The following is a 22,529-nucleotide window of genomic DNA, read 5'->3' on the forward strand; positions in this document are numbered from 1 at the left end:
GGGCCCTCGCGGCCTGACTCGCTGCCCTGGTCGGTCTTCAGGACGACCAGGGCAGCGCAGTATCACCCGCCGGGCCGGAAGCGCGGGCGCCAAGTCGCGCAGACCGATCCGTCCGGGGCGATGACGTCGATCTCCTGCCATTTGTCGAAAGCAGAACACGGGTGGGAGATGCCCAGGTGCACGACGTCGCCGACGGCCAGGCCGGAGACACCGGTGAGGACCAGATGGTGATCGAAGATCTGCGTCGCGGTGCCTGCCGCACCGGGCGGGCCCACCAGCACCGGCAGCCCCGCATCGTGGGGCAGCTCGCGCTTGCCGGCGCCGACGACGGCCAGTCCGGGTTCGGGTACGGACACCACGACTGCGCGGACGGTCAGCGCGGGCCGGAGGCCGGGGACGGGGGTGACCTGCTGATAGGTGCCGTGGTCGTGGGTGACGTAACAGCCCGAGCGCAGGACGCGCACCGGCTCGCGGCCGGGGGACTGCTCGCCCAGCTCGTGGCAGGCGTCGGCGGCCAGGTCGGGGAAGGCGGAGCCGCCGATGGTGAAGACCGGCGGTCCGGCGGTCACCAGCGGTGCCAGCACGCGAAAGGCCTCGACGGCGGTGCGGCAGTGATCGGTGACGGCGCCGAGGGTGTCGGGGTCGCGGCGGTTGGGGCGCACGCCTTCGTAGGCGGCGACGCCGGCCAGGGTCACGCAGCCCGGTGCCGCGGCCACGGCGCGGCCGAGCGCGGAGGCGGCCTCGGTGCTGCGCACGCCGGTGCGGCAGCCTTCGGCGCCCACGTCCACGAGGAGGCGCAGCGGCGTGCGGACGCCCTCCAGGGCGGCGACGGCGCGGGCCAGGCCGGCCTCGGAATCGGTGAAGGCGTACAGCTCCAGGCCGGTCACCGTCTCCAGCCGGGCCCGGATCCGGGCCAGACCCGCCTCGTCCACCACCTCGTTGGCGATCATGATGCGGCGGACGCCCCATTCCAGGGCGACCTCGGCCTGATCGACGGTGGCCACCGTGACGCCCCAGGCGCCGGCGGCGAGCTGCCGTTCGACGATCTCCCGGGTCATCGTGGTCTTGATATGAGGACAGAGCTCAAGATCACGCTCGCGGCACCAGCGGGCCATCAGGTCGGTGTTGTGCTCCAGGGCGGCCAGGTCGAGACGCAGCTCAGCGGTCATCACGTTCTCCACTATCTCGTACGGTCCGTCCACTATCCTAGACGCAGCTGTTCCGTTTCCGGACGGCACGTATCGATTACTGGACAGGGAGCGTCCGATGGGACAGGCCGACGAATCGCAGGAGGACCAGTCCGGGATCGGACAGCATCTGCGACGTGAACGCCTGGACAAGGGGTTCACCCTGGAGCGTCTCGCCGAGGCGACCGGGCTGTCCCGCAGCTATCTCAGCAACGTCGAGCGGAACGTCAACAGCCCGACGATCAACACCTTGCGGACGATCGTCGACGCCCTGGGCGTCACGCTCAGCCGCCTCTTCCACGAGATCGACCGCCGCGAGCGCCGCGTCGTGACCCGCCCGGACCAGCGGGTGGAACTCACCCGTGCCGGGGTGGACGGTGTCACGTACACGCTGCTCAACCCGGCCTCGGGCGGCCGCCTGGAGCTGATGATGCTGGAGGTCGCACCCGGTGCGTCCTCGGGCAGTCAGGCCCACACCCATGTCGGCGAGGAGGCGGGTGTGCTGCTCAGCGGCGAACTCGACTACTGGGTCGACGGAGTTCACCATCGCCTGCACCCCGGAGACGCTGTCAGCTTCGCCTCCACCACCCCGCACCGCTACCACAACCCGGGCACCGAGCCGGCGGTGTGCGTCTGGGCGGAGACACCGCCGGGCTTCTGACGGGCCGACGGCGGAACGCCGTGCTATTCATGGGCGATGACGGCTTCCGGGATATCCAACAGGCCCTTCGATGCGGTGCTGTGCGACCTCGACAACGTGATCCGCTTCTACGACACGGCCCCGCTGGCCGAGCTGGAACGTGCTGCGGGACTGGCCGAGGGCACCACCGCGGGAGTGGCCTTCGCCCCTGAAGTGGACCTGCCGCTCCTCCTCGGCCGGATCACCAAAGAGGAGTGGGTGGACTCCATCACATCGGCGCTCTCCGACCGGATACCGCCGGCGCAGGCCCGTCGGCTGGGCATGGCGCTTGCCGATGCTCCGTTCCGGGCCGACGCCACGGTGGTGGCCCTGCTGCGCCGGGCGCGGAGACACATGCCCCTGGTCCTGGTGACCAACGCGACCCTGGAGCTGGAGCGCGACCTCGAGTCGATGGGGCTGGCGGATCTCGCGGACCACGTCGTCAGCAGTGCCCGGGCGGGGGTGGCCAAGCCTGACCGGGAGATTTACGAGATCGCAGCCCGCCGGGCAGGAACTGCCGTCGGCCGGTGCCTGTTTGTGGACGACCGACTGGAGAACGTCGAGGCCGCCGGCGCACTCGGCATGACCGGTGTGCACTACCGCGAGCCCGCCGATCTCCAGAAGGCGCTGGGTTCCGTGTTCGACGGCCGAGAAGCGTCCTAATCGCGGAGCGCGTGGTTGTTCCACGTCCCGGCGTGGATCTCGTTCCACATCTCCGTCCACCACTGCCGCCCGGACTTGCCGGTGATCTCCACGAGGATGTCGTCCGGGGAAGTAGAACCGTTCTGGTGGATGCGGTTGTTGAGCCGCATGATGATGCCCTCGCCCGCCGACTGCCGGTTGACGATGTAGTTCAGCATGTACGCGGTCGGGTTGTAGCCGCCGTTGTAGTCCGCCCCGGTCGGAGTGCCCGGCTTCTCGTGGACGTTGTAGACGTACTTGCGGTAGTAGTCGGCGATGCCCTCCAGCAGCCACGCCTCGCGCACATTCGCGTCCTGCACCTGGTGCGTCAGCTCGTGGACCAACAGGCCGATGTCACCGGGATTGTTGATGACCTGGCTGGGCCGGATGACGATGGTCTTCTTGTTGTCCCACTCGGGACGGGGATTCGGGTCCCACACCGCGGCCGCGCCCGATCCAGGGGCGAAGTACGAGGCGTCGAAGACGACGTTGATGTACGGCTTGACCTGGTAGGCGCCGCCGGTCAGGACCTGCTGGATCCTGGGGTACTGGTCCAGCAGCAGGCCCTTGTTCGCCTCGTACCAGGCCATCAGGCGAGCCGGGTCGTAGCCGCCCGCGTCGATGACCTTGCCCCGGATGTCCACCTGGCCGACGGGCGGGGCGGCGGCCTCGTCGATGTTCCACAGCTGCCGTGCGTCGTTCGCGTCGCACGGGCGGGCCTCGACGCCCTGGTCGCCGTTGCGGTCGCCGATGCGGGCGAGGCAGCGGTCGCCGCCCTCGGAGCTGTGGAACAGCCATGCCCGGGAGCCTGCGACGGCCTGCAGCCACCACTGCTGGTTGCGGCTGCCTATGGTGTTCCACAGCCCGACGCTGTTCGCGCGCAGGTCGCGGTCCACCACGTTGTTCGTGCCGGGAACCGTGATCGACCAGTTGCCGTTGTTGTCGTTGAGCTGCCAGATCTGCTCGCTGCGCCGCTCGTCCCAGTCCCGCGCGTGCACTCCGGCGCCGTTGGCCCTGGAGTCCCACTGGAGGGCTCCGCCCGCGTAGTTCGAGATGCGGTACTGGTGACCGGAGGTGGGGAGCCGGTGGTCCTCGGCGTGTGCGGCCGTGGAGGTGAGTCCCGCCAGCAGCGGAACGGCTGTGGCGACGACGACGGCGGATGCGGCGGTGCGGCGGCGGTGGGTTCTGTGCACGGTTGACGCTCTCCTTCAGGGGGGTCCGCGGCCCGGTCGTGGGCCGCGGACATCACCGTCCGGCAGCGGAGTCAACAACGGGTCAACGTGTGCCGCGGGCGTGCTGATGAGGCGCATGTTCCACAAGTGGTGACAGTTTGTCTATGCCGGGCCTGCAGGATCCCTTCCGTGCCGCACCGCCCCCACCGGCGTCGGCACGGAACCTGCTCGCCCGCCACATGGAGGACACGCCACACCATGAAGCTGCTCGGTGCAACCCTGAAGGGTGCCGGTGCCGTACTCGCGGCAGCCGCCCTGTTCGCCGCGTCGCCCGGCACGGCCTCGGCCGCGACGACCGACGTGGTGAACCACACCAACGCCGGGGCCGGCTCCCGGACGTTCGCCCTCACGATCGACGACGGCCCCAGCCCCACCTGGACGAACCAGGTCCTCGACCTGCTGAAGGACCGTCAGGTCACCGCCACCTTCTGCGTCATCGGCGACCACGCCCGCCAGTACCCCGACCTCGTCAAGCGCATCGTCGCCGAGGGTCACCACCTCTGCAACCACTCGATGCACCACGTGAACCCCACCCAGCAGAGCCCGGACCAGGCGCGTGCCGACCTCCAGCAGGCCTCGGACGCGATACACGCCGCCGCCCCCGGCGCGCAGATCGACTACTACCGCGCGCCGGAAGGCGGTTGGACGCCGGACGTCCAGCAGTACGCCGCGAGCCAGGGCATGCAGCCGATCGGCTGGTCCGTGGACACCCGCGACTGGGAGACACCGGGCGTCGACGCGATCTTCCAGAACTACAAGCGGGAGTTCCAGGGCGGCGGAGTGATCCTCATGCACGACGGCTCCCAGGAGAACGACCGCAGCCAGAGCGTCGAGGCCATGGGCAACATCCTGTCCGACCTGGCCGACAACGGTTACACCGACGACCTCCCGGCCGTTCTCGGCTGACCCGGACACCACAGACAACTCGTACGATCCATACGACTCAGGAGAATTCCGTGAAGCTTGCCAAGAAGATCAGCACCGTCCTGGCCACTGCGGCCCTGACCGCGGGCCTGGCCACGACGGTCGCCCTCCCGGCCCACGCCGACGGCGGGGTGCAGACGTGCACCGCCTCGTGGTACGGGGCCCCCGGCGAGATACCGCCGGGCTGGCCCACCGCCAGCGGCGAGCCGTTCGACGCCGAGGCGATGGCCGCGGCCAGCCGCGACCTGCCCTTCGGCACGCAGGTGCGCGTGACCAACACCGACAACGGGCAGTCGGTCACCGTCCGCGTCAACGACCGGGGCCCGACGGACACGAGCCGCTGTATCGACCTGACCAGAGGTGCGTTCAGCCGGATCGCGGACACGGACAAGGGGCTGACGCAGGTGACGCTGGAGGTCATAGACAACTGACCGTGGAATGCGGGACTCGTCGGCTTCCGGGCTCGCAAGAGCCCGGAAGCCGACCGTTCTGCACGCTGCTCCGGTCGAGTGGCTTCGCGCAGCCAAGCGCATGGCAAGGAGCTTCTTCGGGCCGCCGCCCTCGTTGGGCGCAAGGGGTCTTGTTCAGCCGGAACGCCGTGATGCGGCGTCAATGAAGAGGAGAATTCCCGTGCGTCGGATGAGTATCGCCCTGGCAGCCGCCCTTGCGGTCGGTGGAATGGGAGCGTCGGCGGCCGCCGCCCAGGCTGCGCCCGCTGCCCCTGCCGCAGTGCTGGTGCCCGGTGAGCAGCCGCCCTGGCCCTACGCGGACTGCCTCGACGCTGCCAAGCAGCACAAGGAAAGCCCCGAGTACGCCAAGTGGCACTGCGACGAACTGGTGAAGAAGGGCTGGATCAAGCCGCCGAACCCCGGGCCGCAGTCGAAGGCGAAGCCGAAGAAGAAGCCGGCGCCTCAGCCGAAGGCGTCCAAGCCCGCCAAGCCGGCGAAGGGGAAGGCCCCGTCGCACGCCCCGCAGCCCAAGAAGAAGGCCGGGGCGCAGCCCAAGCAGGCTCCCAAGCCGGCTAAGGGACGCTGATCCGGTAGGCGAAGGCCGTCACGCTCAGGGCGCCGTTGGTCACCCGCTCCTCGAACGGGATGGTGAGGTGGTCGGTGGAGGCCGGCGGCGTTATCTCCAGGTAGGAGGCGTGCAGCACGCGCGTGCCGTCGGCGACGCCCCACACCAGGTCGGCCTCGGCCGACTGGCCGGGCTGGAGGAAGAGGGTCTGCTTGCCCGGGTCCTGGACGAACCAGGTGCTGCCCCACCGGGTGTCGGCCCCCAGCGGCCGGTGCCCGGCGTCCTCCACCTCCAGCCCCGGATAGCCGCGCAGCGCGCAGGTGCGGTCGGAGGTGTTCGTCAGCCGGAGCAGCTTGCCCCGGTGGGACATGCCGGCCTGCTCGGGGTCGGTGCTGGTGAGTTCGGCCCGCAGGCCGGACGTCCGGCAGGTGGCGGTCACTTCGCCCGGGGCGGTCGGGGCGGCCGATGCGGTCTGGGCGCCGGTGAACACGGTGCCTGCCGCGAGCGCAGCGGTCGCGACGGCCGCTGCGGCCGCCTTCCGGAAGATGTCGCGCATGGTGGAGTGTCCCTTTCCGTGTGACATGTCCACCCAGTTGATCACCTCGGCGCCGGACTGAACACCTCACCTTCGCGCCATTTCCCGGTGCGTTCCCGGGCTGGCCTACGCTGCACACGACGGCCTGCCGCGGGCGGTGCCGCAACGTGCCGAGGATGTGAGTGAGCTGTTCATCAAGATCTGCGGGCTGCGGACCGCCGAGGACGTGGACGCGGCCGTGGCCGCCGGTGCCGATGCCGTCGGGTTCGTCTTCGCCCACAGCCCGCGCCGCGTCGACGTCGCGACAGCAAGGGAGTTGGCGGCACGCGCCGGGGACCGGGTGCTCACCGTCGGGGTCTTCCGCGGCCAGCCGCTGGAGGAGGTGCGGGAGCTGTCCGCCGCCTCCGGGATCCGGGCCGTGCAACTGCACGGGGACGAGGGCCCCGAGTACTACGAGGCCCTGCGCCCGGAGGGCTACACGCTGGTACGGGCCACCGCACCCGCACCGGAGCGGCCGGAGTCCTGCGGTGCACTGGGGGAGGACCTGTTGCTGCTGGACGCCCCGGCGCCGGGGGCCGGGCGGCCGTGGGACTGGAGCGATCCCCGGTTCGTACCGCCCGCCGGGCGGTGGGTACTTGCCGGCGGACTGGACGCGGGCAACGTCGGCCGGGCCGTGCGCACGCTCTCGCCCTGGGGAGTGGACGTCTCCAGCGGGGTCGAGGTGCGGCGCGGCGTGAAGGACCCGGCACTGATCACCGAGTTCGTGCGGGCGGCCAGGGAGGCCTCGGCCGCGAGCGGGTGAGGAGGCGGTAACTCGGCCATTCGGCCAGAAATTGTTTTCCAATGGCGACTGGTCCGGATCCGTTCGGCGTTCGTAGTTTTCCCTTGTGAACACCCCCGCGACCGAAAACCCCGGACCCGTGCTGGCCGCACAGGACATCGACCGCTATTTCGTCTCGCCCGAGGGAGAGGTGCTCCACGCACTCGACGGGGTCTCCCTGGCCGTGGAGGACGGGGAGTTCGTCTGCATCGTCGGCCCCTCCGGCTGCGGCAAGTCCACTCTGCTGCGCGTTCTCGGCGGCCTCGACGAGGCCTCGGGTGGCAGCGTCCGGCTGCGGCCGGGGCTGTCGGTCGTCCCGCCGGTGGCCTTCGTCTTCCAGGACTTCGGCGTCCTGCCCTGGCTCACCGTCCGGGCGAACGCGGCGTTCGGCCTGCGCATGGCGGGCGTCGGCCGGCGGCTGTCCGAGCGGGTCGCCGACCGGTGGCTGGGCCGCGTCGGCCTGTCCGAGTTCGCCGACGCCTACCCCGGCCGGCTCTCCGGCGGTATGCGCCAACGCCTCGCGCTGGCCCGGGCGTTCGCCTCCGGAAGTCCGGTGCTGCTGATGGACGAGCCGCTGGGCGCCCTGGATCCGCAGACCCGGCTGGAGATGCAGGAACACCTGCTGGAGCTGTGGCAGCAGGAGCGCAAGACCGTGGTCATGGTGACGCACTCCATCGACGAGGCGCTCCTGCTCGGCGACCGGGTCCTCGTGATGTCCGGCCGCCCCGGCACGGTGACGGACACCTTCACGGTGCCCTTCCCGCGCCCGCGCACCCCGGGGATCCAGGACACCCCGGCCTTCGCACGCCTGCGCGTCCGCGTCCGGCAGGCGCTCCGCGGCCCCCGCATCCCGGCACAGCGCACGGACGGCACGGACGGTACGGATGCCGGCGCCGAGGGAGGCGAGGAATGAGCGCCCGCCCGCAGACCGCCGGAGAAGAGGCCGTCCGTACGGCCGTTCGCGGGGCGCGCCGGGACGCCGCCCGCGCCGCCGTCCTCGGTGCCGCCGTGCCGCTGTTGCTGCTCACCGGCTGGGAGGCCGCCGCGCGCACCGGCGTCGTCGACGCGCTGCTCTTCCCGCCGCCCTCGCGCATCGCTGCGCAACTGGCCGCCATGACGGGCGAAGGCGAACTCGGCGGCCACCTCGCGGCCACCCTCGGCCGGCTGCTGCCCGGCTACGCGCTGGGCGCGCTCGCCGGGGCGCTCACCGGCTTCGCGATGGGGGTGTCCGCGACCCTGCGCGCCGCCCTCGGGCCGCTGTTCGCCGCGCTGTACTGCCTGCCGAAGATCGCCACGCTGCCTCTGCTGCTGCTCGTCTTCGGGCTGGGCGAGACGCCCAAGGTGCTCTCCGTGGCGATCACCGTCTTCTTCGTGACCCAGATCAACACCCTCGCCGGGGTACGGCGGATCGACACGCGCGTCCTGGAGACCGCCCGGTCCTACGGGGCGTCCGGACCCAGGCTCCTGCGGTTCGTCCTGCTGCCCGGGGCCGCCCCGGCGATCCTCACCGGGCTGCGGACCGCGGTCGGGCTGGCCGTCGTGGTCGTCGTGGCGGTCGAGTTCGTGGACTCCGAGAACGGTCTCGGCTTCCTGATCTGGAACTCCTGGACCCTCTTCCAGCCCGACCGCATGTACGTCGGGCTGGTGACCGTCGCCGTGCTGGGGGCGGTGCTGTCCGCGGCCCTGGCCCTGGCCGAGCGGTGGCTGCTGCCGTGGCAGGCCGCCCGGCCCCCGCTGTTCGCGCCCTGGCGGGCCCGTACCCCCAAGCCCTGACCGCGCCCGCTCCACCTTTTCCCCCTTCCCCCTCACCCGGCTCCCGAAAGGAACCGTCCCGTGCGCCGCCGAATGCCGTCCGCCGTCGCCCTGTTGCCCGCGCTCGCCCTCCTCGCCGCCTGTCAGAGCAGCGGCGGGAAGGCGTCCGGGGGCGACGCCTCCGGGCCCACCCGTGTGACAGTGGCCCACGTGCCGTCCACGCTCTTCGCCCCGCTCTACCTCGCCCAGGCCAAGGGCTACTTCAAGGAGCAGGGACTCGACGTCGACCTGCGGAAGGTACAGGCCGGACAGGACGCGGTCCCGCTGGCCGGCACCGGGAAGGTGGACGCGGTCGTCGCAGGCTTCTCCGCCGGTCTGTTCAACGGCATGGACCAGGGCCTGAAGGTGAAGGTCGTCGCCTCGATGGGCGCCTCCACCGGGGACCGGCCCTCGCCCACCGCCCTCGAAGTCGCGCGGCGCGTGCTGGACTCCGGAGAAGTGAAGAACGCCGCTGATCTCAAGGGCCGCAAGGTCGCGGTGGCGGGCGGTGCGGGTGCCGCCGGCGGATATCAGCTCGCCGCGACCCTGCGCGGGGCGGGCCTGACGCTCAAGGACGTCACGGTCGTCAACGTCGCGATCCCCGACATGCGCAGCGCCCTTGCCGACGGGGGTGTCGATGCGGCCCTGGCCCCCGCGCCGTTCACCACGGCCATGGAAGAGGCCGACGTGGCCGAGCCCGTGGCCGTGCCGCCGCGCGGCACCTCCGCCACGGGCGTCGTCTTCGGCACCGCCTTCGCCGGGAAGCCGGCCGCCGACAAGTTCCTGACCGCGCTGCGCAAGGGCGCCGCCGATCTGCAGGGTGCGGGAGTGACGTCGGAGGAGACTCTGGCCGTGCTCGCCAAGGCGACCGGCCAGAAGATCGAGGTGCTGCGCAAGACGCCGCCCTATCAGTGGGACCCCCGACTCGCGCCCGACGAGGCCCAGTTGGCGGCGCAGAAGCAGGCGTACCGGGACGCGGGCCTGCTGAAGGGGTAGGGCTGCGCCCCGTCAGGGGCGCGGGGCTGTTACATCATGCGGCTCCGCCGCGTGGGCGCGAGCAACCACGACGCGCCCGCAGCCGAAGTACCCGGGGCTTCGCCCCGGACCCCTGGGGCAGTGCGTCGGCTGCAGGCCGTCCGTGGCTGGTCGCGCAGTTCCCCGCGCCCCTGACGGGGCGCCCCTTACAGGGCACACACGTTGAGAAGGAGTAGCCGTGCAACGGATCGACCTCTCCCTGCCCGGCCCGGCCTCGCACCGGCGGGGACGGCGCCGGTGGATCCCGTACGCCGCGGGCGGGGCCACTCTGCTGGCCGCCCTGGGCGTCACTGCGCTCACCACTGTGGGCGGCGGTCCGAGTACGGCTGTGAGTCTGCCCGATGCCGGCGGCGCAGCAGACGGGCTCGGTCACAGCGCCAACAACACGGAGCGATCGGGGAGTTCATCCGCTGCCGCCGTTCCCGGACATTCCGACGCGGCGGCCGCCACACACCGCACCGCCACGTCGTCGAGCCCCTCCGTGACACCGGCCAGGGAGCCCGCCCGCAGTGCGACGAGTGCCTCTCAAACCCCCAGCAGCGCATCCACCTCCGCTCCCGCCGGTGACACCCTCCGCCGCGGCGACTCCGGTGCGGCCGTTCACGACCTGCAGTACACCCTCTGGCGCCTCGGCTTCTACCACGGGCATCAGTACGGCTCGTACGACGTGGACACCGCCGACTCCGTCCGGAAGTTCCAGGAGTGGGACGGGGTGCGCGGGGACGTCGCGGGGGAGTACGGGGCGAACACCCGTCGTGCGCTGCAGACTTGGGCCGCCCGGCTCTGACGTCACCTCGCGGACGGAGCCGCTGCCTCGGGCAGCATCCGGTCCCAGGCGCTCGGCGCGAGGACGAAGCGGGTCCGGAGGACGAAGCGGTCCGCCCCCGCCCAGCCCGCGGCGAGGGTTCCGCCGGCTCCGGTCACGGCCTGGTGCAGCGCGTCCAGTCCGGCGGGGGCGAAGTCCTCGTGGATGCGGGGGCCTTCGGCGCGTCCGTTCGCCACCTCCAGCTCCACCGCGTCCGCGGTGAACGCCAGCCGGGCCGTGACGGGGGCGCCCGGGGCGTGCTTGGCCGCGTTGGCCAGTGCTTCGAGCGCGACCCGGTACACCATCCGCTCGATACGGACGGGGAGTTCACGGGGTGTCCCGGTCGTCCCGAACTCGAGCTCCACGCCGATGGTCTCCATGTTCCGTACCAGTCCGGCCATCAGCTCGGTGTAGGAGATGAGCGAGGCCGTGCTGTGGTCCAGCGCCTCCCGCCGTCCCTGCAGCACCTTCGTGGACTCCCTGAGGTCCGCCATCACCCGGCGTGCCCCGGCCTCCACGGCCAGTGCGGTCGGCCGGGCCCGGTCCGGAAGGCCGGGTGTGCGCAGCAGGTGACCGGCCTGCAGGACGAGCGCGGTCACCTCGTGCCCCATGCCGTCGTGCAGGCCGGAGACGATGCGGCTGCGCTCTTCGAGCAGGGTGTGCCGGGCAGCCTGCTCGACGGACAGTTCCACCTGGGCGATTCTGCGACGCAGTTGGTCGATCATCGCGTTGCGGCGGCGCATCAGTTCACCGATGACGGCCGGAACGGCGATCGCCGTCAGGCTCCGGAAGTCGGTGACGACGGTGGCCGGTGCCAGGGTCTGCGTCCAGATGCGGCCCGTCTGGTAGGTCAGCACCATGCCCGCGCACAGGGCGTAGCGGGAACGGCCACCGTACTGGGCGAGTGTGTAGGCCGCGAAGACCATCAGGGTGCGGTCGTCGGTGACGAGCGTGGCGCCGACGGCGGCGACCGCGCACAGGGCGGGCCGGCGGCGGCGGGCCAGGAAGGTCAGCGAGGCGCCCAGCCCGACGGCGAGCGAGACGCCGTAGTCGTCGACGAGACCCGTGCCGAGGGTCTTGTCGTCCAGGACCAGGACGGACAGGAGCCCGGCCAGGACGACCGTGCCGATGTCGGACGGTTCGCCGTACCGGCAGGAACCCCTTGTCAGCTGCCGCCCCGTGGCCCACATACGCATTCCGCTTCGACTCGCTCTCCGTTCGGACAAGAACGGCCACGCTGTCATACCGAACGGTCGGGTATGTCGGGCAAAAGATGAAGAGAAAGGGGAAGAATTCAACCAGTCGGGGACTGCGTCCCCTGGGCGAGGCCCATCTCGTAGGCGATGATGGCCGCTTGGGTACGGTTGTCCAGCCCGAGCTTGGCCAGGGTGCGGGACACGTACGTCTTCACGCTCGCCCCCGACAGGTGCAGGGCCCGGGCTATCTCGGCGTTCGTCATCCCCGCACCCACCAGGGCCAGCACCCGGCGCTCGCCCTGGCTCAGCAGGGACAGCTTCTCCCCGGCCCCGTTCACCCGGATCGGCGTGTGGTCGGCGGCCCGGCGCACCAGGCTCGTCAGCACCTCCGGCGCCACCACCCGGCACCCCGAGGCCACCGTGTGCAGCGCCGCGAACAGCTCCTCCGGCCGCAGGTCCTTCAGCAGGAAGCCGCACGCCCCGGCCTCCAGCGCTTCGAGCACCCGCTCGTCCGTGTCGAACACGCTCAGCACCAGCACCATCGGCGGCTCGGGCAGCCGCATCAGCCGGCGCGTGGCCTCGACCCCGTCGACGCGGGGCATGTTCAGGTCCATCAGGACCACGTCCGGCCGGTGCGCCGCCACCTGGCTCAGCGCCTCGGCCCCGTCGCCCGCCTCGGCGACCACCTCGAAGTCGTCCGAGGAGTCCACCAGCATGGTCAGGCCCATGCGGATGATGGCCTGGTCGTCCACGATCACTACGCGGATGGACATGAGTCCCCTTCGGTCTCGGTTCTCACAGATCATGGTCGTGCAGGGCGTGTTCACGGTGCGGGTGCCGGTGCGGGCGGCTCCGCGGGGACGGGCAGCTCGGCCCGCACCCGGAAGCCCCCGTCGCGCAGCGGTTCCGCGCTCAGCAGGCCGCCTGCCTCGGCGGTGCGCAGCCGCAGCCCCGTCAGGCCCATCCGGCCCGAGCTGCGCAGCGAAACGGCCCCGGACGGCGGCCCGTTGCGCACCTCCAGCACGACCTGCTCCTCCTCGAAGGAGAGCTCGGCCGAAACCGCCGCGCCGGGCGCGTACTTGGCCGCGTTGGTGAAGGTCTCCCGGCAGATCCGGTACAGCAGCCGCTCGGTCTCCGCGGGCAGCGGCCGGGCGGTGCCGTGCAGCCGGTACTCGGCGGCCATGCCCACGGCGGACATGTTGCGCACCAGCCCGCCCAGGAACTCCGCGCAGCTGGTGGGGCCGGCCAGCGCCGCCCGGCGCCCGTCGCCGTCCCGCAGCACCTCCAGCATCTGCCGCAGGTCGGCCATCACCCGGTGCGCCGCCTCCCGTACGGCGACCGCCCCCTGCCGGGCCTCGCCGGGAAGGCCCGGCACCCGTTCGAGCGCGCCCGCCCGCAGTGCCAGGAAGGTGGCCTGGTGGCCGATGTGGTCGTGGATGTCGAAGGCGAGCCGGGTGCGCTCCTCCAGCAGCGCGAACCGCGTGGCGCTCTCGACGGCGCTCCCCGACCGCTCCAGCCGTTCCTTCAGCAGTCTGCGTACCGAGCGCTGGTGCCGGACGAGCCCGCCGAACACTGCAGGGAAGGCGATCTCGACGACGACCCCGTAGTACAGCTGCGCCGTGGTGGCGTCGGCCATGCCGATGGAGTGCCGGGTGACGAGGTAGACCGCGGCCACGACGGCCACGAGCACGAACCGCGACCGTCCCCCGTAGTGCGCGACGGCGTACGAGGCGGCGAACAGCGGGGTCCGCTCGTCGGAGGCGAAGCTGGCGGCCAGCCCGGCGAGCAGGCAGAGCTCGGGCGTGCGGCGGCGCAGTACGAGCGTGGCCGCGGCGGTGACGGCGATCGCCGACGAGAGGCAGTAGCCGTGCACCAGGCCGGTGGCGCTCAGGGAGTGGATCTGCAGGCACGACGCGACGGCGACGAGGAGCGCGATGCCGGTGTCGCAGAGCAGGTGCCGGCGCGGGCCGCCGAGGGCGGCCGGGAGCAGCGGGCGCCGCCATGCGGAGCGCGCGGCCGCGGCCAGGGACGCGAGACGTCCCGGGCGCGGGGGAGCCGGGACCGGGGGCCGGGCCGGGCGCGTCCGGCCGCCGGCGAGGCCCTCCGGACGGAGGGAATGTTCTGCGTTCATGATTCTGCCCCTGTGCACCGGACGTCGGTCCGCACCTGTGGTCCACGGCCGCGGAGACCGGCCCGGACCGTCACTCCCGGCCCGGGGCGTCGGCCGGGATGCCGGCCCGCTGCGCGAGGAGCGCGGCCTGGACGCGGTTCTCGGCGTGGAGCTTGGCCATGAGGCGGCTGACGTGCCCCTTGGTGGTGCCCTCGCTCATCCCGAGGGCTTCGCCGATGCGGGAGTTGGGCAGTCCGGCGCCGAGCAGCGCGAGCACCTCGTGCTCGCGCCGGGTCAGCCGGCCGAGGCGGCGGCGCTGGTCGGGGGTGACGCCGGGCGGGCACCTGAGCGCGGTGTCGATCACGCGGCGCGTGACCTCGGGGGCGAGCACGCCGTGGCCCTGGGCGACTTTGCGGACGGCCGCGACCAACTCCCGTGGCGGCGCGTCCTTGAGCAGGAATCCGACGGCTCCGGCGGCCAGGGCCTCGTCCACGGAGTCGAGGCGGGCGCCCGTCGTCAGGACGACGACCGCGGGCGGCCGGGGGAGCCGTTGCAGCTCGGGGAGCCCGCACTCCGGGGGCGGCGCGGGAATGTCCGTCAGGACGACGTCCGGTTCGAGGGCGCGGGCCGCCGCAACGGTCTCCCGGCAGTCGGCCGTCTCGGCCACGACATCGATGTCGGCGCACGCCTGCAGCACCGATCGCAGGCTGCGACGGATGAATGACGCTTCGTCAGATATCAACACGCGGACGGTGGGCGGCCGTTCCCGGGGCGGGGCCGGCCGGACCTCCGAGGCGGGGACGGTCTGCGAGCTGTGGCGGGGGGTGACACAGGGGACCATGGAGCTGCTTTCGGCGTCTCGGAAGCCTGTCGGTGCACGCACGCCCCGGCGGAGCGGAGAACCGGTGCGGCATCGGATTTCCCACTCTAGCCCACGAAATCGATCGAAAAGCAAAGCGTTTCCCCTGGTGGACGCCCCCATAAAACAACGTCAATTACGGGATTACCGGTAAGTAATTGAAGGATGAGCGGAGCTGTCCCGCGCCTCGCGCGGCAGGACTTTCGACAGGGGCGGACCGGGACTTAGGTCCCTTCTGGGGCTCTCCCCGTGCATGACAGGGTCGGAACGGTCTGCACCGAGAACAGTGAGGGAGCGCGCGTGACCGCGTCCGTGTTGGTGGTCGACGACCAGGCGCTGATCCGGTCGAGCATGTGCCTGCTGCTCGACTCCACGCCGGAGTTCGACGTGGTGGCGGAGGCGGAGGACGGCGCCGACGCCCTCGCCAAGGCCCGCGCCCACCGCCCCGACATCGTCCTCATGGACGTCCGTATGCCGCGCGTGGACGGAGTCGCCGCCACGGAACAGCTGATGCGCTTCACACAGCCGCCCAAGGTGCTGATGCTCACCAACTTCGACGTCGACGACCGTGTCCTCGACGCCCTGGAGGCCGGGGCCTCCGGATTCCTGCTCAAGGACCTGTCCCCCCGGCGGCTCTCCTCCGCACTGCGCACCGTCCTCGCCGGCGGCCGGGTCGTCTCCCCGGAGGTCCTCGACAGCCTGGTGCGCCGCGCCTCCACCACCGACCGCGCGGGCGGCGAGGGAGTCGAGCAGCGGCTGTCCCAACTCAGCGGCAGCGAACGGCGCGTGCTGGAGCTCGTCGGCCTGGGCCTGACGAACGCTCAGATAGCGCGCAGGCTGTACCTGTCGCAGGCGAGCGTGAAGACCTACGTCTCACGGATGCTCGCCAAACTCGGCCTGGACAACCGTACGCAGGCGGCGATCCTCGCGTACGAGGCCGGGCTGACGGAGAGCGGTCGGTAAGGCCTGTCCGGCGGGTCTGCGCTGCCCCGTCAGGGGCGCGGGGAACTGCGCGACCAGCCACGACGCACCCGCAGCCGACGATGCCGGGGCTGCGCCCGGACCCCTGGGGTGATGCGTCGGCTGCAGGCCGGTGGTGGTTGCTCGCGCAGTTCCCCGCGCCCCTGACGGGGCGACGAAGGTGTGCCGGGTCCGGCGTCCCGGTCGGCGTACGATCGCGGGCATGCCCCTCACACACGCCGAGGCGCCCGTATTGATCGTCGGCGGCGGCCCGGTCGGGCTCACCGCCCGGGCGCTGCTGGAGCGCTGGGGCGTGCGGACCCTGCTGGTCGAGAAGCACCGGGAGCTGTCGCCCTTTCCCCGCTCCCGGCTGGTCAACGTGCGCTCGATGGAGATCTTCCGCCGACTCGGGCTCGCCGCCCGGATCACGGCCGCCGCGTTCGCTCCGGAGTACGGGCGTATCCGCTTCCGCGACACCCTGGACGGCCACGACTTCGCCACGGCGGCAATGGTCGGCATCAACGCGCCGGTTCCCGAGAGCCCCGCGCTCGGCGTGGCCACCTCGCAGGACCGGCTGGAGCCCCTCCTGCTCGCGGCGGCAGACGCGCCCGTGCGGTTCGGCACCGAGCTCGTCGGCCTGACCGAAGAAGGCGACGGCGTCACGGCCGTACTCGTCGACCACCGGTGCGGTGCAGAGACCCGGGTGCGGGCCCGCTACGTCCTCGCCGCCGACGGGGCGAACTCCACCGTCCGACAGCGGCTGGGCATCGGTACCACCGGCCCGGGGGCGATGGGGGACTTCACCACCGTGGTGTTCGACGCCGACCTCACCCGTTGGTGCGCCCGTCAGCCCGCCGGCGTCTACTTCACCGCGCAGGGACTGTTCGCCCCGCTCTACCCCGAAGGGGGCTGGGCCTGGTTCGTCCCCACTCCCGACGATCCTGCGCACGCCGACTGGCCCGGCCTCGTCTCGCGCGCCCTCGGCCCCGGCGCCGGTGTACGGGTCGACGTGCTGCGGGTGCAGCACTGGGTGATGAACGCGTTCGTCGCCGAACGCTTTCGCCGCGGCCGGATCCTGCTGGCCGGCGACGCCGCGCACGCGGTCCCCATCGTCGGCGGCCTGGGCATGAACGCCGGCGTCTCCGACGTGCACAACCTGTGCTGGAAGCTGGCGGGCGTGCTCCACGGGTGGGCCGGACCGGGCCTGTTGGACACCTACGAGACGGAACGGCACCCCGTCGCGGACCGGACGCTCCGTCAGGCGGTGGCGAACACCGAGCTCATGATGCAGGTGCAGAACCGGCGCCGCGAGCAGCTCCGAGCCGGCGAAGCGGCGTCGGGCCGGGTCGAACTGCCGTGGTCGGAACGGTACTTCGCCCAACTCGGCTTCGTGCTCGGCGTCACCTACCGGTCCGACGCCGTCCTCGTTGAAGACGGCACCCCGCCCGAACCGTCCGGCTCGGGCACCGACTACGTCCCCACTGCCGAACCTGGCCGTCGCATGCCGCACCTGTGGCTCGCGCACGACCGCTCCACGCTCGACGCCGTCGGCGAATGGTTCACCCTGCTCACCCCCGATCCCGCCCACTGGACGCAACAGGCCGCCGCACCCTGGCCGCTGCACATCGAAGCCCTCCCCGAGGAGCACGCCGAACTCTGCGGCATCGGCCCCCGGGGAGCGCTGCTGATCCGGCCCGACGGCCACATCGCCGCCCGCCTGCGCGACCGCCCGGTGAGCGGCTCCGCCCTCCACGACGTCCTCGCCGCGATCACCTGCTCGTCGTCCTCCTGAGGTGCGCCCGCAGCCGATTCCTGTGGGGATGCGGTGAGATGAAGAGGACGATCGGTTTGGAAAATGTCTTCTTTTGGTGACATGGAACGCGACCTTTGCCGCAAGACTCCCAAGTCGCTGCTCCCTAGCGTGGGCGCCGATCATCATGAACATTCCCCTGAGCAACACCTCGCGACCGGCCCCGGGCGAGGACGGCGCCCGATCGGCCCGGAGCCGGGCCCACCGCGGCGACGGACACCTGCGGCTCCTCTCCCGCCCGCGCCACTGGCGCCTGAGGACCCGGATGACACTCGTCCTCGTCCTCCCCGCAGCCCTCTGCATCAGCCTCGCGGTACCCCGCGTGACCCACTCCCTCGACCGCGCGGACCAGTTGACCCGGACCGAGGCCACCGTCCGTCTCGTCGTCTCGGCCACCACACTCGCCCACGCCCTGGAGAATGAACGCGACATCGCCGCGCTCACCCCTGGCAGGACCGGCGACACCGTACGCGAACACCGCGCCGCGACCGACCGGGCCCTGGCCGCCTTCCGCTCCCAGGTGCAGAACACCGACGCGGACGCGCGCGTCCAACAGCGCGTCGCCGACGCCGAGTCCGCGCTGCACACGCTGACCGACGTCCGCACCAAGGCCTTCACCGACGCCGCGGGCACGGTGACGAGCCAGACCGCCTACTCCGACCTCGTCCTCTCCCTGCTGAGCCTGGGCACGGAGGCGAACAACGGAGGCGACACGGCATCCACCGAAGGCTGGGCCCTGTACGCGCTGTCCGTCGGCAAACTGTCCCTGTCCAGCGAACGCGCCCTGCTGAATGCCGCCATCGCCCACGGGCGCGTCACCCCCGACGTGGCCGCCGCACTGCTGGTCTCGCAGGGCTTCCAGGACATCGCCCTGCGCCAGTTCCGCTCCGCAGCCGTCCCTCAGGACGCGGCGGCCTACCAGCGCATCACCCAGCACATCACGGAGGCCGGCCGCATGGCCCGCGCCGCCGCGGCCGCCGCCCAGCGCGACGCCAAGGGCGCCGTACCGACGCTGCAGGCACAGGAGTGGCACCGGACGGCCAGTCAGGCCCTGGAGGGCCTGCGCACGGTGGAGTCCGAGGTCACCGACAGGATGCTCGACTCCATCACGGCGGCCAAGGCACAGGCCCGGAAGGACGCCGCCCTGGACAGCGCGTTCGTCGCCGTGGCCCTCGGACTGTCCCTGCTGGTGGCGGCGGCCGCCGCGCACTCGCTCGTCAGCCGGCTGCGACGGCTGCGCCGCGCCGCCCTGCAGGCCGCCGAGCACCAGCTGCCGGACCTGGTCGCCTCCGTCTCCCAAGGGGAGCCGGGCCAGGTGGACCTGACCACGGAACCCGTCGACGTCGGCACCCGCGACGAGGTCGGGGACGTCTCCAGAGCCTTCGACGCCGTCATCCACGAGGCCGTGCGTCAGGCCGCCGACCAGGCGATGCTGCGCAAGAGCGTCAACGCGATGCTGGCCTCGATGGGGCGCCGCAGTCAGATCCTGGTCTACCGGCAGCTCGAAATGATCTCCGAACTCGAGCGGCACGAGGCCCACCCGGCCAAACTGGAGGGTCTCTTCCGGGTCGACCACCTGGCCACCCGCATCCGCCGCCATTGCGAGAACCTGCTGGTGCTGGCCGGCGAACGCCCCGGCCGGGTGCACGCCGTCCCCGCGCCGCTGCTGGACGTCGTCCGGGCCGCGGCGGCCGAGGTCGAGCAGTTCACACGCGTACGCATCGGGGACCTGCCGGACGTGCACGTCTCCGGCCCCGCCGTGCACGACGTCAGCCACCTGCTCGCGGAACTGCTGGAGAACGCCACCCAGTACTCCGGGCCCGGAGAACCGGTCCACGTGACCACCGGGGCGAGCCCGACGGGCGGCGTCGTCGTCAAGATCCGCGACCGGGGTGTCGGCATGCCCCCCGCCAAGGCGGCGGAGCTCAACGCCCGCCTGAGCGACCCGCCGTTGGTGGACGTGGCCACCACGCGGCAGATGGGCCTGTACGTGGTCAGCCGGCTCGCCGAACGGCACGGGATCGCCGTCGTGCTGTCCTGCAAGGGCGTCGGCTGCACGGTGGCGGTGGAGCTGCCGCCGGCCCTGCTCGTCGTCCGCACGCCGCACCACGAGCCGCCCGAAACCGCAGGCCTTCGCACGCAGGAGACCCCCATGGCCCCGAACTCCGTCCCGGCCGGCCCCGTCCCGCCCGGGCCCATGCCGCCTCCCCGCCCCGGCGGCCCCGTCGCCGCGCACGGGCCCGGCGAACGGCCGACCGGCTCCGGGCTGCCGCGCCGCGTGCCGCGCGCGACACTGGGCGACACGGACACCGGGGAGCAGGCGGGCGCGGGTGCCGAAAGGCCCTCCCGCACCGGCTTCTCGCCCGACGAACTGCGCGGCCGCATGGCCGGGTTCCACGGCGGCGTGCGCAGGGCCCGGGACGAGGGCGGAGCCGCCGGTGTGCCGCGGAGCCGGCATGCACCGCAGGGACACGGCGAACCCCCGATTCACAAGTCGACACACGAGAAGGGCACGGGCGCATGAAGACGAACGGGACGGTCCACGAAGCGGACCCGCGGACCACGGCCGGCGATGTGGCCTGGCTGATCCACGACTTCGTCCGGGGGACACCGGGCGTCCGGCACACCGTCGCCGTGTCCGCGGACGGGCTGGTGCTCGCCGCCGCCGGCAACGGCCTGAGCGGCGAGGCGGCCGAGCGGCTGGCCGCCGTGGCGTGCGGGCTGGTCTCGCTGACCCGCGGAGCGGCCGAGGTGTGCGGGACGGGATGGGTCAACCAGACGGTCGTGGACATGGATGGCGGCTTCCTGTGCACGATGACGATCTCGGACGGATCGGCGCTCACCGTGCTGACCGGCGTGGGCTGCGACATCGGGCTCGTGGCCTACGAGGCGGCCCGGCTCGTGGACCGCGTCGGCGCGGTCCTCACGCCGGAGGTGCGGGCGGGGCTTCGCCGGATGCTCATGGACTGAGGAGACTGAGGAGACTGAGGAGACTGAGGAGACTGAAGAAAGGGAAGCGCCCCCGCTCCGCAGCGGGGGCGCCTCTTGACGGACCGTCAGAGGAGCTCAGCCCATGTTCTGGGAGCGGACCAGGCGACGCCGCTCGTGCCAAGGAGCCCGGCTGGGCCGCGCGTCGGGCGCCCAGCCCGTGGAGTCGTCGTAGCGCGAACTCGCCGTCCAGGGCTGCCGGCTCCTGCCGGTGCTCTCCAGCCTGCCGTCGGGGGCCTGCGCAGTGATGCCTCAGTAGTACGGCCGGAAGTCCGGAAGCAGCGTCGCCGGAGTGGTCTGCATGGCCGCGTCGACCAGGGCCTGGCCGCCGTCCTCCCAGGAGAACTGCCTGAGGAACTCGTACAGCCTGTGCCCACGACTCGGGGCGACGGGAGTCGCCGACGATGCGCGGATCGCCGATACCGTCCGGTGCCGCGCGGAGGAAGCCGGCCGCGCCGCTCTCGTCGTTCACCAGGACGGGCACGCCCCGTCCGGCTCCCTCTGCGGCCACCAGGCCGAACCCCTCGTGCAGGGAGGGCATGACGATGGCGTCCACCCCTTCGCGGTCGGCCAGGATTTCAGCCGTTACGTCGAGGCCGGCCTGAGTGTGCGGGCGATTCGGTTCGTCTCACTCTCATGGATGGTCACCGCGTCGAGAATGAGCACTGAGGCCACTGACTTGTCCCGCGAGTGCGTATCGAGGTAGTTCCGCACAGCGGTAACCGATTCCTGATGGTCGACGGTTACCCCCTCCTGCCCCAGCACATCCAATCCGAGAGCAAGCCACTCGGCACACTTGTCCTGCCAGGAGCTGTTGAGATCCCGGATCACGGCTTGCTCGGCTGGCTCACTGCTTCGGCCCGGGATATACGGCTCGAACAGGGGCACCCATGACTCCCCCCTACCGAGGTGGATCGAGGTCGGGGGGTAGCCCAGCGCAATCATGAACAGACTGCACGGCAGGCACGAGGCCAGCTTGGTCGTCCCGGTCCCCACCGTGATTTCGTATGGCGTGGTGTTAGGACCGAGGGCATACGCTCTGTAGATCGCCTGAATCATGCCATGCGTGTATCCCGTGATGCGGTCCGACAGGGGTTCGCCTTCAAAGACCATTCCTTGCGTCTTCATCAGACCGGTGATCTGGTCGGCCTCATTCGCTGCTCCCGTGCATATATGTGGATTCGGTGCGTTCCTCGCCTTGTCGCCCCCAATCATTCCCCAGGGGATATGTGAATCCTGCGCCCGCCGCAGACGTGGGTCCCACAGTGGGCTTTGATTCGACGGCAACCATCGTGGATGCGGCCCCGGCGTCTCATGCAGGGAGCCTGGGACCAAGAAGCGGGTGGTGGACAGCGGACCAATTGGGTCTGTGTTGCCGATGGTATTTCTGTTGTCGACGAAGCCGGTGTAGGCGCCGCGCCCTACGTACTGGGGTACCTTCTCGTTCCGGATCCTCTCGTAAAGCTCCTTTCCGTTCGGTGACAGCGTCGGTTCGTTAACCGATGAGGGCGGTTCCTGGCCGGCCATGCGGTAGACGCCGACGATGACCGCTCCCTTGGTATGTTGTGGGGCGAATCCCGCAGAAATCGTGGCAGCTGGCAGCAGGTTATTTCGGCTGAGGTATCCTGCGGCGGCGGTTTTGAGTTGCCCGATCACCGCCCTGAAGGATTCCTCGTCTTTTCCTTTGTCCCGAGGGTCCATGTCGAATTGGATCGGAATCTGACTCTTGATGTGCGAGACCGCGAGTCCCAAGACTGCAGCAGTCATAATGACATCGGCCTCGATGCCAGGATCGGAAGATTCGGAATCGGTCACGATTCCGCGCGTGCGACGGTACCCTGGCATATTCTTTCGGGTAGAGCTGCAGGTACTGTCCGACTGGTGATCGCGGTTCTGGTTTGAC

General features: G+C 71.3%; 23 protein-coding genes. 14 read left to right on the forward strand and 9 right to left on the reverse strand.

What is annotated here, in order from left to right; genetic code table 11:
- Positions 1-62: 62 nt before the first annotated feature.
- Positions 63-1,169, reverse strand: a complete 1,107-nt coding sequence (locus ACWD4B_RS02915; protein ID WP_451419097.1) for an alanine racemase — start codon at positions 1,167-1,169, stop codon at positions 63-65.
- Positions 1,170-1,266: 97 nt separating this feature from the next.
- Here ACWD4B_RS02915 and ACWD4B_RS02920 point away from each other — a divergent pair, with 97 nt between their 5' ends.
- The gene (locus ACWD4B_RS02920) at positions 1,267-1,848 is read left to right on the forward strand and encodes a helix-turn-helix domain-containing protein (RefSeq protein ID WP_451419098.1); all 582 of its coding nucleotides are present in this window, start codon (positions 1,267-1,269) and stop codon (positions 1,846-1,848) included.
- A gap of 36 nt (positions 1,849-1,884) precedes the next feature.
- Positions 1,885-2,529 (forward strand): HAD family hydrolase, encoded by a 645-nt coding sequence (locus ACWD4B_RS02925; protein WP_451419099.1) that lies wholly within the window; start codon positions 1,885-1,887, stop codon positions 2,527-2,529.
- Here the strand turns inward: ACWD4B_RS02925 and ACWD4B_RS02930 are convergent.
- A complete protein-coding gene (locus ACWD4B_RS02930) occupies positions 2,526-3,740 on the reverse strand; it encodes a basic secretory protein-like protein (protein WP_451419100.1) in 1,215 nt (404 codons plus the stop codon). The genes ACWD4B_RS02925 and ACWD4B_RS02930 overlap by 4 nt on opposite strands.
- Positions 3,741-3,977: 237 nt before the next feature.
- Here ACWD4B_RS02930 and ACWD4B_RS02935 point away from each other — a divergent pair, with 237 nt between their 5' ends.
- The 3 genes from ACWD4B_RS02935 to ACWD4B_RS02945 all read left to right on the forward strand — a co-directional run bounded on the left by ACWD4B_RS02935 (position 3,978) and on the right by ACWD4B_RS02945 (position 5,738).
- On the forward strand, positions 3,978-4,685 hold the full coding sequence (locus ACWD4B_RS02935; RefSeq protein WP_451419101.1) for a polysaccharide deacetylase family protein: 708 nt from the start codon (positions 3,978-3,980) through the stop codon (positions 4,683-4,685).
- Between the two features lie 50 nt (positions 4,686-4,735).
- Positions 4,736-5,134 carry a septal ring lytic transglycosylase RlpA family protein gene (locus ACWD4B_RS02940; protein ID WP_451419102.1) on the forward strand — a complete coding sequence of 133 codons (399 nt, stop codon included), beginning with the start codon at positions 4,736-4,738 and terminating at the stop codon, positions 5,132-5,134.
- A gap of 199 nt (positions 5,135-5,333) precedes the next feature.
- Positions 5,334-5,738 carry a hypothetical protein gene (locus ACWD4B_RS02945; RefSeq protein WP_451419103.1) on the forward strand — a complete coding sequence of 135 codons (405 nt, stop codon included), beginning with the start codon at positions 5,334-5,336 and terminating at the stop codon, positions 5,736-5,738.
- Here ACWD4B_RS02945 and ACWD4B_RS02950 read toward each other — a convergent pair.
- A complete protein-coding gene (locus tag ACWD4B_RS02950; RefSeq protein WP_451419104.1) occupies positions 5,725-6,273 on the reverse strand; it encodes a DUF4232 domain-containing protein in 549 nt (182 codons plus the stop codon). The two genes, ACWD4B_RS02945 and ACWD4B_RS02950, sit on opposite strands and share 14 nt — an antisense overlap.
- A gap of 166 nt (positions 6,274-6,439) precedes the next feature.
- On the opposite strand from ACWD4B_RS02950, the gene ACWD4B_RS02955 reads away from it, so the two are divergent.
- From ACWD4B_RS02955 to ACWD4B_RS02975, 5 genes are all read left to right on the forward strand, one after another.
- On the forward strand, positions 6,440-7,054 hold the full coding sequence (locus tag ACWD4B_RS02955; protein WP_451419154.1) for a phosphoribosylanthranilate isomerase: 615 nt from the start codon (positions 6,440-6,442) through the stop codon (positions 7,052-7,054).
- An 85-nt stretch (positions 7,055-7,139) separates the two neighbouring features.
- A complete protein-coding gene (locus ACWD4B_RS02960) occupies positions 7,140-7,985 on the forward strand; it encodes an ABC transporter ATP-binding protein (protein ID WP_451419105.1) in 846 nt (281 codons plus the stop codon).
- Positions 7,982-8,845, forward strand: coding sequence for an ABC transporter permease (locus tag ACWD4B_RS02965; protein ID WP_451419106.1), 864 nt, complete (start codon positions 7,982-7,984; stop codon positions 8,843-8,845). Before ACWD4B_RS02960 ends, ACWD4B_RS02965 begins: the two co-directional genes overlap by 4 nt.
- 60 nt (positions 8,846-8,905) lie before the next feature.
- Complete coding sequence (locus ACWD4B_RS02970) at positions 8,906-9,859, forward strand: ABC transporter substrate-binding protein (RefSeq protein WP_451419107.1); 954 nt, start codon at positions 8,906-8,908, stop codon at positions 9,857-9,859.
- Positions 9,860-10,076: 217 nt separating this feature from the next.
- Complete coding sequence (locus ACWD4B_RS02975; protein ID WP_451419108.1) at positions 10,077-10,685, forward strand: peptidoglycan-binding domain-containing protein; 609 nt, start codon at positions 10,077-10,079, stop codon at positions 10,683-10,685.
- A gap of 2 nt (positions 10,686-10,687) precedes the next feature.
- Here the strand turns inward: ACWD4B_RS02975 and ACWD4B_RS02980 are convergent, their stop codons facing one another.
- The 4 genes from ACWD4B_RS02980 to ACWD4B_RS02995 form a co-directional block, all read right to left on the reverse strand.
- The gene (locus tag ACWD4B_RS02980; protein WP_451419109.1) at positions 10,688-11,893 is read right to left on the reverse strand and encodes a sensor histidine kinase; all 1,206 of its coding nucleotides are present in this window, start codon (positions 11,891-11,893) and stop codon (positions 10,688-10,690) included.
- Between the two features lie 104 nt (positions 11,894-11,997).
- Positions 11,998-12,672 (reverse strand): response regulator transcription factor, encoded by a 675-nt coding sequence (locus ACWD4B_RS02985; RefSeq protein WP_451419110.1) that lies wholly within the window; start codon positions 12,670-12,672, stop codon positions 11,998-12,000.
- Between the two features lie 50 nt (positions 12,673-12,722).
- Positions 12,723-14,030, reverse strand: coding sequence for a sensor histidine kinase (locus tag ACWD4B_RS02990; RefSeq protein ID WP_451419111.1), 1,308 nt, complete (start codon positions 14,028-14,030; stop codon positions 12,723-12,725).
- 70 nt (positions 14,031-14,100) lie between these two features.
- Entirely contained in the window at positions 14,101-14,991 is an 891-nt protein-coding gene (locus tag ACWD4B_RS02995; protein WP_451419112.1) for a LuxR C-terminal-related transcriptional regulator, read from the reverse strand.
- Between the two features lie 177 nt (positions 14,992-15,168).
- On the opposite strand from ACWD4B_RS02995, the gene ACWD4B_RS03000 reads away from it, so the two are divergent.
- From ACWD4B_RS03000 to ACWD4B_RS03015, 4 genes are all read left to right on the forward strand, one after another.
- The gene (locus ACWD4B_RS03000; RefSeq protein ID WP_451419113.1) at positions 15,169-15,831 is read left to right on the forward strand and encodes a response regulator; all 663 of its coding nucleotides are present in this window, start codon (positions 15,169-15,171) and stop codon (positions 15,829-15,831) included.
- Between the two features lie 220 nt (positions 15,832-16,051).
- Positions 16,052-17,620, forward strand: coding sequence for an FAD-dependent monooxygenase (locus tag ACWD4B_RS03005; RefSeq protein WP_451419114.1), 1,569 nt, complete (start codon positions 16,052-16,054; stop codon positions 17,618-17,620).
- A gap of 145 nt (positions 17,621-17,765) precedes the next feature.
- Positions 17,766-20,162 carry a sensor histidine kinase gene (locus ACWD4B_RS03010; protein WP_451419115.1) on the forward strand — a complete coding sequence of 799 codons (2,397 nt, stop codon included), beginning with the start codon at positions 17,766-17,768 and terminating at the stop codon, positions 20,160-20,162.
- The gene (locus ACWD4B_RS03015; protein WP_451419116.1) at positions 20,159-20,608 is read left to right on the forward strand and encodes a roadblock/LC7 domain-containing protein; all 450 of its coding nucleotides are present in this window, start codon (positions 20,159-20,161) and stop codon (positions 20,606-20,608) included. The genes ACWD4B_RS03010 and ACWD4B_RS03015 overlap by 4 nt, the downstream gene beginning before the upstream one ends.
- Here ACWD4B_RS03015 and ACWD4B_RS03020 read toward each other — a convergent pair.
- Together ACWD4B_RS03020 and ACWD4B_RS03025 are read right to left on the reverse strand one after the other, a co-directional pair.
- Positions 20,598-21,203 (reverse strand): hypothetical protein, encoded by a 606-nt coding sequence (locus ACWD4B_RS03020; protein WP_451419155.1) that lies wholly within the window; start codon positions 21,201-21,203, stop codon positions 20,598-20,600. The two genes, ACWD4B_RS03015 and ACWD4B_RS03020, sit on opposite strands and share 11 nt — an antisense overlap.
- Before the next feature lie 8 nt (positions 21,204-21,211).
- Positions 21,212-22,441 carry a hypothetical protein gene (locus tag ACWD4B_RS03025; protein ID WP_451419117.1) on the reverse strand — a complete coding sequence of 410 codons (1,230 nt, stop codon included), beginning with the start codon at positions 22,439-22,441 and terminating at the stop codon, positions 21,212-21,214.
- Positions 22,442-22,529: the final 88 nt, after the last annotated feature.

This window comes from Streptomyces sp. NPDC002536 (assembly GCF_053594995.1).

Excerpts from the sequence above, each read along its gene's own strand:
- ACWD4B_RS02915 (WP_451419097.1), bottom strand. The coding sequence starts at position 1,169 with ATGACCGCTGAGCTGCGTCTCGACCTGGCCGCCCTGGAGCACAACACC.
- ACWD4B_RS02920 (WP_451419098.1), top strand. The coding sequence starts at position 1,267 with ATGGGACAGGCCGACGAATCGCAGGAGGACCAGTCCGGGATCGGACAG.
- ACWD4B_RS02925 (WP_451419099.1), top strand. The coding sequence starts at position 1,885 with ATGACGGCTTCCGGGATATCCAACAGGCCCTTCGATGCGGTGCTGTGC.
- ACWD4B_RS02935 (WP_451419101.1), top strand. The coding sequence starts at position 3,978 with ATGAAGCTGCTCGGTGCAACCCTGAAGGGTGCCGGTGCCGTACTCGCG.
- ACWD4B_RS02950 (WP_451419104.1), bottom strand. The coding sequence starts at position 6,273 with ATGCGCGACATCTTCCGGAAGGCGGCCGCAGCGGCCGTCGCGACCGCT.
- ACWD4B_RS02965 (WP_451419106.1), top strand. The coding sequence starts at position 7,982 with ATGAGCGCCCGCCCGCAGACCGCCGGAGAAGAGGCCGTCCGTACGGCC.
- ACWD4B_RS02980 (WP_451419109.1), bottom strand. The coding sequence starts at position 11,893 with ATGTGGGCCACGGGGCGGCAGCTGACAAGGGGTTCCTGCCGGTACGGC.
- ACWD4B_RS02985 (WP_451419110.1), bottom strand. The coding sequence starts at position 12,672 with ATGTCCATCCGCGTAGTGATCGTGGACGACCAGGCCATCATCCGCATG.
- ACWD4B_RS02990 (WP_451419111.1), bottom strand. The coding sequence starts at position 14,030 with ATGAACGCAGAACATTCCCTCCGTCCGGAGGGCCTCGCCGGCGGCCGG.
- ACWD4B_RS02995 (WP_451419112.1), bottom strand. The coding sequence starts at position 14,991 with ATGGGGGCGTCCACCAGGGGAAACGCTTTGCTTTTCGATCGATTTCGT.
- ACWD4B_RS03005 (WP_451419114.1), top strand. The coding sequence starts at position 16,052 with ATGCCCCTCACACACGCCGAGGCGCCCGTATTGATCGTCGGCGGCGGC.
- ACWD4B_RS03010 (WP_451419115.1), top strand. The coding sequence starts at position 17,766 with ATGAACATTCCCCTGAGCAACACCTCGCGACCGGCCCCGGGCGAGGAC.
- ACWD4B_RS03015 (WP_451419116.1), top strand. The coding sequence starts at position 20,159 with ATGAAGACGAACGGGACGGTCCACGAAGCGGACCCGCGGACCACGGCC.